At 36.2% G+C, this 14,688-nt stretch carries 12 protein-coding genes; 3 read left to right on the top strand and 9 right to left on the bottom strand.

Annotation, left to right across the window (positions count from 1 at the left end):
- Positions 1-17 precede the first annotated feature (17 nt).
- The 3 genes from C8N28_RS02000 to C8N28_RS01990 form a co-directional block, all read right to left on the bottom strand.
- Positions 18-1,919, bottom strand: a complete 1,902-nt coding sequence (locus C8N28_RS02000) for an AMP-dependent synthetase/ligase (protein WP_132221032.1) — start codon at positions 1,917-1,919, stop codon at positions 18-20.
- A gap of 65 nt (positions 1,920-1,984) precedes the next feature.
- Positions 1,985-2,311 (bottom strand): HesB/IscA family protein, encoded by a 327-nt coding sequence (locus tag C8N28_RS01995; RefSeq protein ID WP_132221030.1) that lies wholly within the window; start codon positions 2,309-2,311, stop codon positions 1,985-1,987.
- A 78-nt stretch (positions 2,312-2,389) separates the two neighbouring features.
- Entirely contained in the window at positions 2,390-3,577 is a 1,188-nt protein-coding gene (locus C8N28_RS01990; RefSeq protein ID WP_132221028.1) for a cysteine desulfurase family protein, read from the bottom strand.
- Between the two features lie 85 nt (positions 3,578-3,662).
- Between C8N28_RS01990 and mce the strand changes: the two genes are divergently transcribed.
- A complete protein-coding gene (gene mce, locus C8N28_RS01985) occupies positions 3,663-4,076 on the top strand; it encodes a methylmalonyl-CoA epimerase (RefSeq protein WP_132221026.1) in 414 nt (137 codons plus the stop codon).
- A gap of 1 nt (position 4,077) precedes the next feature.
- On the opposite strand, the gene C8N28_RS01980 is transcribed toward mce, so the two are convergent.
- The gene (locus C8N28_RS01980) at positions 4,078-6,219 is read right to left on the bottom strand and encodes a S46 family peptidase (RefSeq protein ID WP_132221024.1); all 2,142 of its coding nucleotides are present in this window, start codon (positions 6,217-6,219) and stop codon (positions 4,078-4,080) included.
- 74 nt (positions 6,220-6,293) lie between these two features.
- Here C8N28_RS01980 and C8N28_RS01975 point away from each other — a divergent pair, with 74 nt between their 5' ends.
- Positions 6,294-8,081, top strand: a complete 1,788-nt coding sequence (locus C8N28_RS01975) for a chloride channel protein (RefSeq protein WP_132221022.1) — start codon at positions 6,294-6,296, stop codon at positions 8,079-8,081.
- Here the strand turns inward: C8N28_RS01975 and kdsB are convergent, their stop codons facing one another.
- The 5 genes from kdsB to C8N28_RS01950 form a co-directional block, all read right to left on the bottom strand.
- Positions 8,082-8,828, bottom strand: a complete 747-nt coding sequence (gene kdsB, locus C8N28_RS01970; RefSeq protein ID WP_132221020.1) for a 3-deoxy-manno-octulosonate cytidylyltransferase — start codon at positions 8,826-8,828, stop codon at positions 8,082-8,084.
- 2 nt (positions 8,829-8,830) lie between these two features.
- Positions 8,831-9,445: a deoxynucleoside kinase gene (locus C8N28_RS01965; RefSeq protein WP_132221018.1), complete on the bottom strand. Its 615-nt coding sequence runs from the start codon at positions 9,443-9,445 to the stop codon at positions 8,831-8,833.
- A gap of 8 nt (positions 9,446-9,453) precedes the next feature.
- Positions 9,454-10,449 (bottom strand): tryptophan--tRNA ligase, encoded by a 996-nt coding sequence (gene trpS, locus C8N28_RS01960; protein WP_132221016.1) that lies wholly within the window; start codon positions 10,447-10,449, stop codon positions 9,454-9,456.
- Between the two features lie 95 nt (positions 10,450-10,544).
- Complete coding sequence (locus tag C8N28_RS01955) at positions 10,545-11,306, bottom strand: GLPGLI family protein (protein WP_132221014.1); 762 nt, start codon at positions 11,304-11,306, stop codon at positions 10,545-10,547.
- Positions 11,307-11,311: 5 nt separating this feature from the next.
- Positions 11,312-13,990 (bottom strand): porin family protein, encoded by a 2,679-nt coding sequence (locus tag C8N28_RS01950; RefSeq protein WP_132221013.1) that lies wholly within the window; start codon positions 13,988-13,990, stop codon positions 11,312-11,314.
- A 482-nt stretch (positions 13,991-14,472) separates the two neighbouring features.
- Between C8N28_RS01950 and C8N28_RS01945 the strand changes: the two genes are divergently transcribed.
- Positions 14,473-14,664, top strand: a complete 192-nt coding sequence (locus C8N28_RS01945) for a hypothetical protein (protein ID WP_132221012.1) — start codon at positions 14,473-14,475, stop codon at positions 14,662-14,664.
- Positions 14,665-14,688: the final 24 nt, after the last annotated feature.

Raw genomic sequence — 14,688 nt, 5'->3', positions numbered from 1 at the left:
CTAAATAAAATCAGATTCTAATCACTTTTATAAAGATCATCTATTTCTTTTGCGTATTTTTTCTCAATCACCTTTCGTTTGGCTTTCATCGTAGGTGTGAGTTCACCTTCATCGATAGAAAATGGGTTACGTTTAACCAGGAACTTTTTAATCCTTTCAAACTTTGCTAATTCGTTTGAGAGTTTTGCTATGTCTTCATTAAGCCAGCTTATAATATCTGAATCTGTAATAAACCGGTCCGGCTTTTCAAAAAACTCCTTTTTAATATTAAAACGTGTAATTAAACTCTCTTGCGATGGAATGATAATGGCTGTAATATATTCTTGCTTATCACCAATCAAAAAAATCTGTTCTATTTTAGGACTTTTTAAATAGGTATTCTCTACCGGAGTAGGATAAATGTTTTTACCAAAAGAATTAACCAGCATATTCTTTAATCGATCAGTAATTTGAAGGTTTCCTTTATAAAACCTTCCAATATCTCCTGTATGCAGCCAACCTTCTTTATCAATTACATTGGCTGTTTCTTCTGGTTTATTCCAATAACCTTTCATTACACAATGTCCGCGGATAATGATTTCACCTTCAGGACATTCAAATGAAGGATTAAAAGACTCATAGCTTTGAACCGTGTATATCTCATTGGTTTCATAGTTTTGAATTCCTATTTCAATACGCGGTACAACTCTCCCTACGGTACCATATACTTGTCGATCATATTCGGTGACTGATACTATAGGAGATGTTTCTGTTAAGCCATAACCTTCCAATATTTTTATACCCAAGTCTCCAAAAAACTCACCAACATTTTGAGAAAGAGCGCCACCACCAGAAATTAAAAATTTAAGCTGGCCACCAGTCTTTGCTTTTATTTTACTGAATACCAATCGTTCTGCAAGACTGTGCTTTAAAAGTAAAATCGGACCAGCTTGTGTGCCATTTTCCTGCACTTCCCTAAATTCTTTTCCCACTGCCAATGCCCATGTAAATATTTTCGCTTTCATCCCTCCAGCTTGCGTGCCTCCCTGAATTGCTTTATCATGGATGCGCTCCAGTAAACGTGGAACGCAGTTTAATACAGTGGGTTTAACCTCTTCCATATTCTTAGCAAGTAGCTCTAAACTTTGGGCAAAAGCGATGCGACAACCGCAAGATAAACAGATATGGTAAGTTGCAGTTCTTTCAAAAACATGCGAAAGGGGAAGAAAGGATAAGAATAAATCCGTTGACTCAATAACAGGAATTAAATCCAGAGCTGCCCGAACATTGTTCACCAGGTTTGAGTGAGTAAGCATTACACCTTTTGGTATTCCTGTAGTGCCTGATGTATAAATAAGAGTAGATAGATCGGATGGAATGATTCCTTCGCAGGCAGCTATGATCTTCCGTTCATAATCAGGAAATATCTTTTTACCTTCATTAATTAGTGAAGAAAAAGAAATCACTCCAGCCTTTAGGTGCGCATCTTTTATCGTCTTTTCATAATCATCAAAAGCGGCAATAATCCGCGTTAAAGATCCGCAGTTATTAGCAATCTTTACTATCTTCTTCAATAGAAAGTGATTGCCTACCAAGATTATCTTTGCACCACTATCATTTAAAATATATTCGGTGTCATTTTCTGGAAGAGTAGGGTAGATAGATACATTGATAGCTCCAATTTGTTGAATGCCCTGATCAAAATAAAGATAAGTCGGACTATTTTCTATTAGCAAAGCTACCCGGTCGCCTTTTTGAATACCAATCGAGATAAGATAGGCCGAAACTGCATTAATATATTCGTAGGCTGTTTTATATGAGATTTCAGTCCATTCCTGACCTGTTTTTTCCAATAAAAAAGAATGATCTTCCGGATGAATGTTTTTAATGACATTGCGCAACAAGTCTGGCACTGTCATTTCTTGCGTAACAGGGTTCATATCTTTCTATGTTTATAGGTCATTACAAACATAAAAAAAAATAATCTAAAGAAAATCAGAGGATGTTAAACAGCGAAACTTTCTCCGCAAGCACATGAACGGGAAGCATTCGGATTATTAAATACGAAACCTTTACCAGTCAGTCCATCCGAAAAATCCAATTCAGTACCAGCTAAATAAAGAAAGGATTTAATATTTAATACCAGTTTAATTCCCTTGTCTTCAAATACCTGGTCATCCTTTTGCTCTTGGTTATCGAAATCCAATTTGTAAGTCAAGCCAGAGCAGCCTCCGCTATCAACAGAAACACGAACGAAATAAGAAGAATCGTAATTCTCTTCTTTCATCACATCTTCTACGCGTTGTTTTGCCTTATCAGTAATTGTAATCATAGCTATTAAATAGTTTTACAAATATCGACATTATTTATTTAAGCATACAATTCTCTTGTCATCCTAAAATGAAATTAATTAATCAATTAATCCACTTTTAAATAGTTGCCAGGCTGGAGACTCCTCTCTGAGCTCCTTTACTTTTCTTGATACAAGTTTAACTGCTTGATCTATCTCTGCTTCTGTATTAAATCTTCCCAAACTAAAACGCAAAGAAGCATGAGCATCATCTCTGCTCAAACCCATGGCTAAAAGTACATGCGATGGATCCAGCGAACCTGTAGAGCAGGCAGAGCCAGATGCCAAGGCAATATTTCCTAAGCTAACCATAATATGTTCGGCTTTTAAAAACCGAAAAGTAATATTAGTAGTGTGAGATAATCTATTATCTGAAAGCCCATTAACAGTTGTCTCTTCAATTTTTAATAGAGACTTTTGTAAGTAATTTCTTAAAGATTCTAGCCACTTACTTTCTTCTAACATCGTTTGTTTGCATAATAAAGCAGCAGCACCCATACCTACAATCCCTGGAACGTTTAATGTTCCACCTCGTAAACCATTCTCCTGTCCGCCACCCATCATTAAAGGCTCCAATTGTATTCTTCTAGTCTTCCGTTTTACATATAATGCACCAATTCCTTTAGGTCCATAGATTTTATGTGCACTAAAAGCCATCATATCAATCCCTGCACTTTTCAATGAAATAGGCACTTTTCCTACAGCTTGCGTAGCATCGCAAAAGAATAATACTTTATTCTCTGCAGCAATGCTGGCAATTTCTTTAATAGGATGAATAATACCCGTTTCGTTATTGGCAAACATCAATGCAATCAACACAGTATCTTTTCGAATGGCATTCCTTAAATCCTGTAAATCAATATTTCCTTGACTATCTACTGCTAAATAGGTCACTTCAGCACCCTGTTTTTCCAACGAACGGCATACATCTAAAACAGCTTTATGCTCAGTTTGACAAGTAATGATATGTTTACCAATAGATTGATATCGATTATAAACTCCCTTTATGGCAATATTAATAGATTCTGTAGCTCCAGAGGTAAAGGTTATTTCCCGATCCGTTGCATCTATTAATTCAGCAATCCTTAATCGGGCTGTTTGTACTGCTTCAGCGGCTATTTGTCCAAATTTATGATTCGTACTAGAAGCATTTCCATAGTTTTCCGTAAAGTAGGGTATCATTTCCTGCAGCACTCTCGGATCAACCTGCGTTGTTGCGTTATTATCTAAATAAATAGAAGCTGCCATTACGATTTATTTATTTTTTAAAAGATTGTGAACTTTTATTTGTTAATTAAACAAATTTGATGAAATAATTCTATTTAAAACAGCGATGGAGAAAATTGAACACATTGGCATAGCGGTAAGAGACCTGGATGCGGCAATAAAGAACTACGAACAAATCTTGCAAAGCCCTTGCTATAAAACTGAAACTGTTGAAAGTGAATCGGTTAAAACGGCTTTCTTTAAAATAGGAGAAAGTAAGATCGAATTGTTACAAGCATTGAATAACGAAGGCCCTATTTATCAATTTATCGAGAAAAGGGGAGAAGGTATTCATCATATTGCCTATGAAGTTGCAGATATTAAGAAAGAAATGGCTCGCTTTAAGGCAGCGGGATCACGCTTATTGAACGAAGAGCCAAAGAAAGGTGCCGATAATAAATTGGTTTGTTTTATTCACCCAAAAGATAATAATGGTGTACTAACCGAATTGGTTCAAACGATTAGCACACCAAATTCGTAAATCAAATACCGATTTCCTTTAATAAGAAATCAGCATTGTCAATTTTATCAGCTACCCAAAGTACATAACGTATATCAACACCGATTGATCTGCTATAACTTTCATTCCATGCAAAATCATTAATGGTTGCATCGTAGGCACGGTCAAAGTTTACACCAATCAATTCACCCTTAGCATTCATAATTGGAGAGCCAGAATTTCCTCCTGTCGTATCCATATTATATAATAGATTAACGGGTACATCGCCCAACTCTTTCATCGCATAAGGTCCAAAATCTTTAGCTTCCCAAACTTCCCTAATCTTAGAAGGGTAGCGGAAATCAGGCTGATCAAGTGCTCCTTTCTCAATAATACCACGAATCGTGGTAAAAGGCTTTACATACGTAGCATCGGCAGGAGAGTAACCACGAATATAGCCATAGGTTAAACGTAAAGTACTATTAGCATCAGGAATAAAGTCCCTTTTCTGAAACTGCTCCTTAACTGCCACATAATCGCCCATTAGTTGATTTAAGACACCCTCTCTGCGATCCAATTCAGGTTTTAATGCTGCTTGCTGTGTTTGCAAATCATTTTGAAAGCTCAACAAATTATCTGAGTAGCTAAGAAGTGATTTAGGAGATAGTAAAAGCTTATTGAATACAAATTCCTGATCTTTTAATTTGCTTGCAGACAAAGATTTTTTAGCGAAATTAACTAGATCTGATCTTTTATTAACCGCAGTAACCGATTGGTTGTCAGAAAATTTAGACGCATCTAGTAACATCTTAGTGAAGATGGCACTGTCAGTACTAAAGTTATAGCTTTCATACAGGCTGTTAAGGATACTTTTAAGGCGTGGTAAATTAGATTGGAACATTTCCTCTTTATTTGCACTGTTTCCTAGTGCTAATTTAAAAGCATTTATTTGTCTTGCCACATTCAATAAACGAGTGCTTGCATAGATTTGATTAAACCAGAGCTCACGTTCAGCATCACTAAAGATATCCTTGTAAAGATTATCAATATCAGCCATTAAGCTACCGTATTTGCCTTTTAACTGGCTGTCGTTTTCAATAAACTGCGCCAATGCCAAGTCTTCATCTTGTTTATTCTTATGAAGGTCTATCGCCTTTAAGCCTTTCATCTTACCACGGTAGTTTTTCATCACGTTCGCATTACTTTTAATACGAGTTGCCAGACTAAGTTCAATTGCCCGGTCATTATTCCCTGCCTTCACCATTTCATTGTTTTGAAAATCATAAAGAGCAGCTGTATAAGGAAGCAGGAATCGTTCCTGGTATTCAATATATTGAGCCGGACGGTGCCTGAATGTTCTACCCGGATAACCTAATATAAAAGCAAAATCTTCTTCTTTAACACCATTCGGATTTACTTTTAAAAATTTCTTAGGCTTATAAGGTACATTGTTTACTGAATAAGCAGCCGGCGAACCATCAGGAGCTACATAAGCACGTAAAAATGAGAAATCGCCTGTATGTCTTGGCCATATCCAATTATCAGTGTCGCCACCAAATTCACCTATAATTTGTTGAGGAACATACACCAGGCGTACATCTTCAATAGTTTTATATCGGAAAAGAACATAGCTCTTGCCGATAAACATCTCTGAAACTTCAGCCTTAATAGAAGGATCTTTCAGCTCTGCCTCTTTTGCAATATTTAAACGCTCCTGAGTAATCAAATGAATTCTCTGTGCCGGATCACTCGATGCTTGTGCAGCCTGCAATACCCGACTCGAAACATCTTCATAACTATCGGTAATCCGGATGGTTAACCCTTGCGCTTTTATTTCCGACTCTTTTTGTCTCGCTACAAAACCATTGGTCAGGTAATCATTTTCTGGCGTACTGGCCAAACGCACAGCACCAAAAGCACAATGATGATTGGTAATGATTAATCCTTCATCCGAAATAAAAGATCCTGTACAGCCACCTACTTGTACTAATGCATCTACCAATCCAACCTGTCCCGGATTAAAAATATCAGTCTGGCTAATTTCAAGTCCGGCTTTCTTTAAATCAACCCGATTTAAATCGCTCAAAGGAAACATCCCTTCATCCAGGAATGTAAATGAAGTTATTCCTGCCCCGATAATAAGCGATATAACAGTAACAAGTACATTTTTCTTAAAAATATTCATAAATAGTATTCAACAAGTTTTGATTAATTATATTCGCAAAGTTAGCAATAACATAAATGAATTAAACCCAATGGATGATTAAAGAGATCACAACCTTTGTTAACAGGTTAAACCAGTGGAGGATACAGCGGATATCTAATCGGAGCTTCTTAATTATTTTAGCTGCAATTGTAGGTATTACCGGTGGATTAGCTGCTTCTGCCTTAAAAGCACTTACCTTACATATAGCTACATTCTTACAGAATGAGGTTCCATGGGAACTCAGGGGTTATCTTTATTTGTTTTTTCCCTTAATTGGTATCTTTTTAAGCGTTCTGTATGTCAGAAAGTTTTTAAAGACAAAAAAGATGGATCATGGTATAACACCCATCTTGTATTCCATTTCCAATAAATCAAGTAGGATACCCGTACACAATGTTTACTCCCAAATTATTACCAGTGCATTAACCGTAGGTTTTGGTGGTTCAGCTGGTCTGGAAGCTCCAATTGTAGCCAGCGGTTCTGCAATTGGTTCTAATATTGGTCGATTCTTTGGTTTAAATTACCGTGAGGTTACCATGCTACTGGCTTGTGGTGCAGCAGCCGGAATTGCCGGTGCATTCAATAGTCCGGTAGCAGGAATGGTGTTTGCTATAGAAATTCTTCTTCCCGAGTTCTCCATACCAGCCTTCATCCCTTTATTAATTGCCGCAGCAACCTCATCTGTCGTATCAAGGCTTTTATATAGCGAGCCACTTTTTTACCTGGTTACTGATACCTGGGCATTCGATGCATTAATCTTTTATGTTTTATTAGCTTTATGTGTCGGCCTGTTTTCCGTGTTTTTCAATAAACTGAACCATGCTGCTAAGGGATGGTTTGGAAAAATGAAGAATCAATACCATAAGCTTATTATTAGTGGATTGGTATTAGGAGTAATGGTATTTATATTTCCAGCTTTATATGGCGAAGGTTATTTGGCTATACAAGAGCTATTGGCTGGTAAAAGTACTTCTTTATTAGGGAATAGCTTGTTTTCAGAATATCAGAATATTGGCTGGCTTGTACTTATATATGCCATTATAACGGTTTTTGCTAAAGCCTATTCAACAGTAATTACCTTACATAGTGGTGGAAATGGAGGAAACTTTGGGCCAAGTTTGGTAATGGGAGGTATTTTGGGCTTTGCATTTGCTTACGGCATTAATTTAACCGGATTTGTTGAATTAAATGTAGCCAATTTCATTGTGGCAGGAATGGCCGGAGCATTAAGCGGAATTATGCACGCACCTTTAACCGGTATATTTCTGATCGCTGAAATTACAGGAGGATATGCACTAATGGTACCCCTAATGATTGTTTCTGCTATTACTTATTTTATCAATAAGAGTATTTTGAAATATTCAATATATACTCAAGCTTTGGCTGAATCTGGCGATTATCTTCCTCATGAAGACAAAGACCGGACAGTTTTAAAGATGATGAAATTGCGTTATGTTCTTGAGCGAAATTTTACTGTATTGCATCCCAATGAGAAGCCAATGGATAGACGATTGGACATTCTCCATACCAAGAGAAATATTTTTCCTGTAGTTGATGATAACCAGGTTTTAGTAGGAATTATCTATAGTGAAAAGCTATTTGAAATATTGATAGGAGAGGCTTCGCCAGATAAAACAATGAAGGAGCTTGCTCAACCACCTCAAGATGTTATTCGTATTGATACGAATATGTATGAGGTTATGCGGAAAATGGATCGTGAGGATATATGGATTCTTCCTGTAATAGACCTAAATGATAAGTATTTGGGATTTGTATCTAAATCAGCCATATTTAATAAATACCGCGCATTGCTTATGCGTATAGGTAATTACCTGGAGTAACTATAAAAGGTCTTTGAATTCTTTTAATGCCAAGGTGATATCATCCGGACTATCAATACCATAAGATTGATAACTGGTTTTTGCAGTTTGAATAGAATAACCATTCTCTAACCAACGTAATTGCTCCAGGGCTTCTGCCTTTTCAAGTGCAGATATTGGTAATAAAGTTAGCTGCTGCAAAGTTTTTACCCGAAAGCCATAGATTCCAATATGCTTAAAATAATCTTGCTTGTCCAGCCATTCGTTTTCAGGAACATCACGCTGAAAAGGAATGGTATTTCTACTGAAATACAAAGCTTTCCCTGTTTTATCTATAATTACCTTGGGTGTATTAGGATTAAAGAGCTCTTTATAGCTGTCGATTTTTTTAACCAATGTTGCAATTTCAGTTCCTTCCGAGTTAAAGCAAGCTGCCAATAGATCAATTTGCTCTGGTTGTATAAAAGGCTCATCACCTTGGATATTAATAATAATATTTGCATCTGGAAAATGATTGGCAGCTTCTGCACAGCGGTCCGTTCCACTATTATGGCTACTAGAAGTAAGGATAACGTTTCCTCCAAAAGACTTTACATGATCAGCTATGCGGTCATCATCAGTAGCTACTACTGCAGAACTTAAACTATTGGATAACAGGCATCTTTCATATACCCGTTGAATCATTGATTTACCTGCTATATCTACCAAAGGCTTCCCAGGGAAACGGCTTGAAGCATAACGGGCAGGTATGATACCAATGATATTCATAATTAAAACAAGCCGTTTATTTCCCGATTAACACTTTCCAAAACAAAGGATAAATCTTCTGTATTGTTTTCAAAATCAAGCTTGTCTTTATCAAGCACTAATAACTTTCCTCCATCATAAGAGCTGATCCATTTTTCATACTTATCGTTCAACTTAGACAGATAGTCTAAACGAATACCAGCCTCATAATCACGACCTCGTAATTGAATATTATCAACCAATGTAGGAACAGAAGCCCTTAGGTAGATCAATAAATCAGGAGGTTGGATAAACTCTAAAACGCTTTCAAAGATATTACTGTAATTATTAAAATCGCGGGCCGTCATCAAGCCCATATCATGCAGGTTCTCTGCAAAAATATAAGCATCTTCATAAATGGTACGATCTTGTATGATGTTTTTCTTCTCTTTCTGCAGTTCCAGCATATGGCGAAAGCGACTATTTAAGAAGAATACCTGCAAATTGAACGACCAGCGTTTCATATCGTTGTAAAAGTCTTCCAAATAGGGGTTATGCTCTACCGCCTCAAATTGAGGTTCGTAGCCCATTTGCTTTGACAATAAACGCGTTAGGGTTGTTTTACCCGCTCCAATATTTCCAACGATCGCTATATGCATGGTTTTTTCTAAAATGATTTCAAGCCAATTAACTGACGGACATCTGATATGGTTTTTTGAGCAGAAGCTCTTGCCTTTTCAGCACCTAAATTAACTACTTTTTTAACATATTCATGATCGTTTGCAATATCATTGATTCGTGAACGCATCGGTTCAGTTGCGGCAATCATATCTTCAGCTAATTGCTTCTTAAAGTCGCCATAACGAATTTGGCAGCTATTATATAGTTGATCAAAGTGAGCAACCGTATCTTTTGAAGAAACCACTGCCATTAAATCAAATAGATTTTGAATATAATCTGGTTTAGCTTGGTTTTCAGCTGTTGGGCCAGCATCTGTTAAAGCTTTCATTACCTTTTTACGAATAGCCTCCGGCGTATCTGAAAGGAAGATTGCATTGCCTTCTCCTTCTGATTTTCCCATTTTTCCCTTACCATCTAAACCAGGAATCTTAACCAGTTTCTGTGTCGAGCTGAATGCATAAGGCTCTGGAAAGTAATCTTCATTATAAAGCCTGTTAAAACGATTGCCGAATGTTCTAGCCATCTCTAAATGCTGCTCCTGATCTTTTCCAACAGGAACTTTTGTAGCCCGATGTATAAGAATATCAGCCGCCATTAGCGTAGGGTAGGTTAGCAGACCAGCATTTACATTATCCGGATGTGAACGTACCTTATCTTTAAAAGAGGCACTTCGCTCAAGCTCACCCAGGTAAGCATTCATATTAAGGTATAAATAAAGCTCAGTAATTTCAGGAACATCTGACTGAACGTAGATCGTTGCCTTTTCCGGGTCGATGCCTGCAGCAAGATATTCAACAACTACTTGTCGTACATTGTCATGCATTTCAGATGCTGTAGGATGTGTAGTAAGCGCATGCCAGTCGGCAATAAAAAAGAAGCAGTTGTAATTTTCCTGCATCTCAATGAAGTTCTTTACTGCACCATAGTAATTTCCCAAATGTAATTTTCCGGTACTCCGGATACCGCTAACGACTGTTTCCATATGGTTGCGAAAATACAGATTTCGAAGGAATATTGGGTAATGGTGGAGAGCAAATATTTTTTAGTCTTAGATTCTTAATCAAGTCGGATTGTACTTTAAAAATACAATGATCTCTGATTATAATCTATTCTGGATTTACTAGAAGATAAGTTTTTAATAAAATCACCGTATTCATTAAAAGTCATCGTTTTATTATTTTCCTTTTTTAAACTTGTCTTAGGAATCTCGGGGTTGTCTAATCTTACTTCCGTTGCAAAAATGTTAATGTTGTCATATGGTAGAGAAACTCCCAAGATCAATCCCGGTAATCCACCAAAAATAGATGGACCGGAAGGAACATTTATATCCGGACAATAAAAAGCAACGACATAAATAGAATCAAGTATGATGGCATTTGCCCTGCGACATTCATAACCTAAAATATTCATACGTTCAGTTGTAAACTTCCACTTAATCGGTACGATCACATCTTTCAAATTATAGATATCCTCACCCGATTCTTTTGTTATTCTTAATGAATCAGCATTCAAATCCCTGTATACACTGGTTGTTGGAATGCCCAATAAAAAATCAAGATAGTTTGTTATTTCCTTGTTGTTCATCAACTGGAAAAAACTGATATTATGGTCGAAGGATAGCTTATACTCCCGTAAAACAAAACGATTTTGTTCTAACGAGTATAAGTAATCTCTGTATTTATCAGCTAAGGATTCCTGGCCAAGTAGTTTCTTTGAACGTTCATATTGGTTGATCTTATATTCATAAGTAACCGTTCCTGCATCAATAATATGGTTAAATTGAGCCTTGAGAGAAAATGTAGAAAATAGTAATAAGCATACAACAACAATGTTTTTCATATCCTTTATCCTTTCATTTTATTGATGTCGAATTTTATGGTTAGTAAGAAATACCTTTTTATAGTCGAATATCTGCTTTCTGTAAACCCGGTATTTCCATAAACCCGCTGAAGCCCAGTATTTTTATTTAAAAGGTCATTTACGGATAGTTCTAATGTGAAATTATCATTTTTCCCAAACAACTTTGTTAAGGAAGCATCCCACAATAATTGGTTCAATGATGTGTTTGAAAAAGTGTACTTGGGTTTATACAAATAATTGAAGTTTTGTTTCAATTGAAATTTGAGTGGTAAGTCAATGTCTACATTTCCGGTACCTTTAATGCCGAAGCCTTCATAGTTAAAATCGGTATTTTCTGAATATTTTATCCGCTCATAACTAGGGCCAGCGGCTAAGCCAAATCGTATCCCTCCTCGTTTAATAAAAGCAAAGCTAGGACGTAGATCAATAAAAGTACTTATTATCCTATTCTCAATAGAATTTATGTAACTATAGCTTAATTCCTTTTTCATGTCAAGAGGTAACCATAGATAATCTTTTTTCTTACTGATTTCCTTCCCATAGGTCGTATGGAAAGTATAACTGTATATATTTTTCTTGATATTCACCGGGGAAATGAGATTGCCTTCGGACAAGGTGTTAATATTGTAACCAACGGCATTGTTTTTTACATTGAATTCAAATTCACTATTAAGAGCTCTTAACTTATTAAGCTTAAAGTTGTAATAATTAAAATAAAATTTACTGACGGATTCCGGTTCTAAATACTTGTTTCCAGAGTACATATTGATAAAATCGTCACTATAGGTAATAGGCTGAACCTGCAGAAGGGTTGGGGCTATGTTGTTTTTGGAATACCGAAATTCCAACCTATGAGTACTACTAATATTATATCTAAGATTAACTAACGGTTGAAAAAAAATGAAATCATTTTTTAAAGATATCTGGGTATCTATATCTTTTAACAGGCTCCTGTCAAAAGATATCGCTGTACCTATCTCACCGGAAAACTTATCGATAGACCTTCTGTAAATAGATTTCAACTTATTTTCGATATAACTATACCTATGATCTCCACTGAACCTATCTTCATAGGCCAGATTGTTACTGGTAGTATTCACAGCATTGGAAACACTATGGTTTTTGTTTTCAAAACTATTGATTAAGCTTCCATTAAAAACTGGTTCGCTATAAACCAGGTTAGAGTTTATTTTATAATCAAGCTTTTGCTTTGCTATTTCTAGATGATCGGCGTTTTCCTCTCCAAGGTTGTTTGTCTCCAAGATAATTTGGTTATCCATTTTTGACGATTTCAATTCAGGGCTGATCCCAATCGATATTCGCCTTCCTTTTTTACTTAACTCTTTTGACCAATTGGCATTCAGAGATGTCGTAAAGTCATCTCCATTGCTATTGTTTACTTGATTTGAATGAACGGCTACTACATTATCTGCTATCCGCTTCAAATAGGAGTCCTGATAAATAAAGCCGGTCTGCTTTGAATGATTCACCTGAAGGTCCAGGTATATCTTTGAAGCAACTTCATTTTCATAATTTATGCGAAAGCTTTGATTATGAGACTTCCGCTGAAAATCTGTATTCCTTGTGTTTGACAGTGGGTTTACATCTGGATCTATCAATTCATAAATATCTTTCGTACCCTCAACATTCATCCCACTTATACTAACACTGGTATTTAGTTTCTTCCTGTTCCAGATATTTGAATAGCTCAGTCCACCACTATATACTTTTGGAGTTCCTTCCCCTAGAAATTTACCTGTAGAACTGTCAAATTGATTACCAAGTGCAGAACCATTTGCAACCATGTTTTTGTAACCAACCCCCAACTTACCTGTATTGCTAAGAGCACCATAACCAAAGATTTTGCGGTTGCCGCGGAATGTATTTAACATCACAACATTATTGTAGTAATTGTTCAAATATCCTCCCTCTGCAGACCCAAACATTCCTGACTTCTTATCTTCCTTAAGTTTTACATCAATTGTTTTTCTTCTATCGCTATCAACAATCCCTGTTATTTTTTCATTTTCACTAATATCATCATACACTTGTATTTTATCTACCATATCTGCCCTGATATTTTTAGTGACCAAAGTGGGATCATTGCCAAAAAATGGTTCACCATCCACAAGCACCCTTTCGATTATCTGTCCATGTGAATAGATTTGTCCACCGCGAGTAATCTGCATACCCGGAAGATCATTGATAATATCTTCAATCCGGGCATTGGGTTCAAATTTTAAAGCGCCTATATTATATTCCAGCGTGTCCCCATTAACACTCATCAGCCCCTTAGCTGTAATCACGACCTCTTCAAGAAACACTGAATTTAGGGGAAGTTCAATGGTGCCAAAATCCCTTCCTGAAAAAGTGTCGTCCACATGGAAAGGGATAAAAACATCAGTATGTTTTGGGTAAATAGCAATAAGAAAAAACTGTCCTGTATCAACGGGAGCGAGAAATGAAAATTTTCCTTCTTTATCTGTTCGTCCGAAAGTATGGATTATCGAATCTTGTTGATTAATGATTTGTAGAATTGAACCGTTTAAAGCAATCCCATCTTCAGTGTATACAGCGCCTTTAATTTCTATATCTTGGGAGTATGCCACGTTAAAAGTCAAGAAAAGAAAAAAGAAAGTTATAGAAGCAATAGTTTTCACCATACCTTTTTAAGCTTATTTTGTTTCATACTTAGAACTAGAGAACCAGTAATCAATCTTTAATATGTCTAACGAGAAATAGGAGTACCCATCGTGCTAAACTACAAAAATAGTTTAATAACTAAAATAATAGTTATGTTAATGTTTAACAGCAGTAGGTGTATATCGTAAAAGTAAGCTGTATGTAGCATTTTCTCGTAGGGTTCGTTATAATACCAGCTGATTATTAGTGTTTTTAGCTGTCTAAATTTTCAGCCATTCTTTGAGGATTCGTGGATTAACCTTTAAAATATCAGTATTATGATCTCCAAGGTAATATTTATGCAATAGTTGTCGTTTTATTTGCATTGCTTTCCTGTGAGAAAGAAAAAATCGATTCCGATTTAAAGTTCTCACAAACTTGTAATTTTTCGAATTCTAATGTTGAGATCGTTAACAGGTTAAACGGTTCACTGGGATATACGAATACTATCTCAAACATTCCCTTGTCAGGCTACAAATTTGTCATTGAATCTTCCGACGGTCTGCCAATGATTGTTTGTAATATGCCTGCCAGCTTCGAAATGGCAGAAGACCAATTCATGAGTATAACGTTCAGTGGTCGTGTTGTCATAATCTCAGACGAAGCTGATGCGATAAATACCGATATTGAGTTGAGCTATTTGAAGTTCGAATAGTATTTAGGACCGATGAGATATAGA

It is taken from the genome of Albibacterium bauzanense (assembly GCF_004339765.1).
In the GTDB taxonomy this organism is placed as follows: Bacteria; Bacteroidota; Bacteroidia; order Sphingobacteriales; family Sphingobacteriaceae; genus Albibacterium; species Albibacterium bauzanense.
Note: the sequence above shows the minus strand (reverse complement) of the source record. Positions and strands in the feature narration are given on the sequence as shown.

Coding starts and splice junctions, on each gene's coding strand:
- C8N28_RS02000 (WP_132221032.1), bottom strand. CDS start 1,919: ATGAACCCTGTTACGCAAGAAATGACAGTGCCAGACTTGTTGCGCAAT.
- C8N28_RS01995 (WP_132221030.1), bottom strand. CDS start 2,311: ATGATTACAATTACTGATAAGGCAAAACAACGCGTAGAAGATGTGATG.
- C8N28_RS01990 (WP_132221028.1), bottom strand. CDS start 3,577: ATGGCAGCTTCTATTTATTTAGATAATAACGCAACAACGCAGGTTGAT.
- mce (WP_132221026.1), top strand. CDS start 3,663: ATGGAGAAAATTGAACACATTGGCATAGCGGTAAGAGACCTGGATGCG.
- C8N28_RS01980 (WP_132221024.1), bottom strand. CDS start 6,219: ATGAATATTTTTAAGAAAAATGTACTTGTTACTGTTATATCGCTTATT.
- C8N28_RS01975 (WP_132221022.1), top strand. CDS start 6,294: ATGATTAAAGAGATCACAACCTTTGTTAACAGGTTAAACCAGTGGAGG.
- kdsB (WP_132221020.1), bottom strand. CDS start 8,828: ATGAATATCATTGGTATCATACCTGCCCGTTATGCTTCAAGCCGTTTC.
- C8N28_RS01965 (WP_132221018.1), bottom strand. CDS start 9,445: ATGCATATAGCGATCGTTGGAAATATTGGAGCGGGTAAAACAACCCTA.
- trpS (WP_132221016.1), bottom strand. CDS start 10,449: ATGGAAACAGTCGTTAGCGGTATCCGGAGTACCGGAAAATTACATTTG.
- C8N28_RS01955 (WP_132221014.1), bottom strand. CDS start 11,306: ATGAAAAACATTGTTGTTGTATGCTTATTACTATTTTCTACATTTTCT.
- C8N28_RS01950 (WP_132221013.1), bottom strand. CDS start 13,990: ATGGTGAAAACTATTGCTTCTATAACTTTCTTTTTTCTTTTCTTGACT.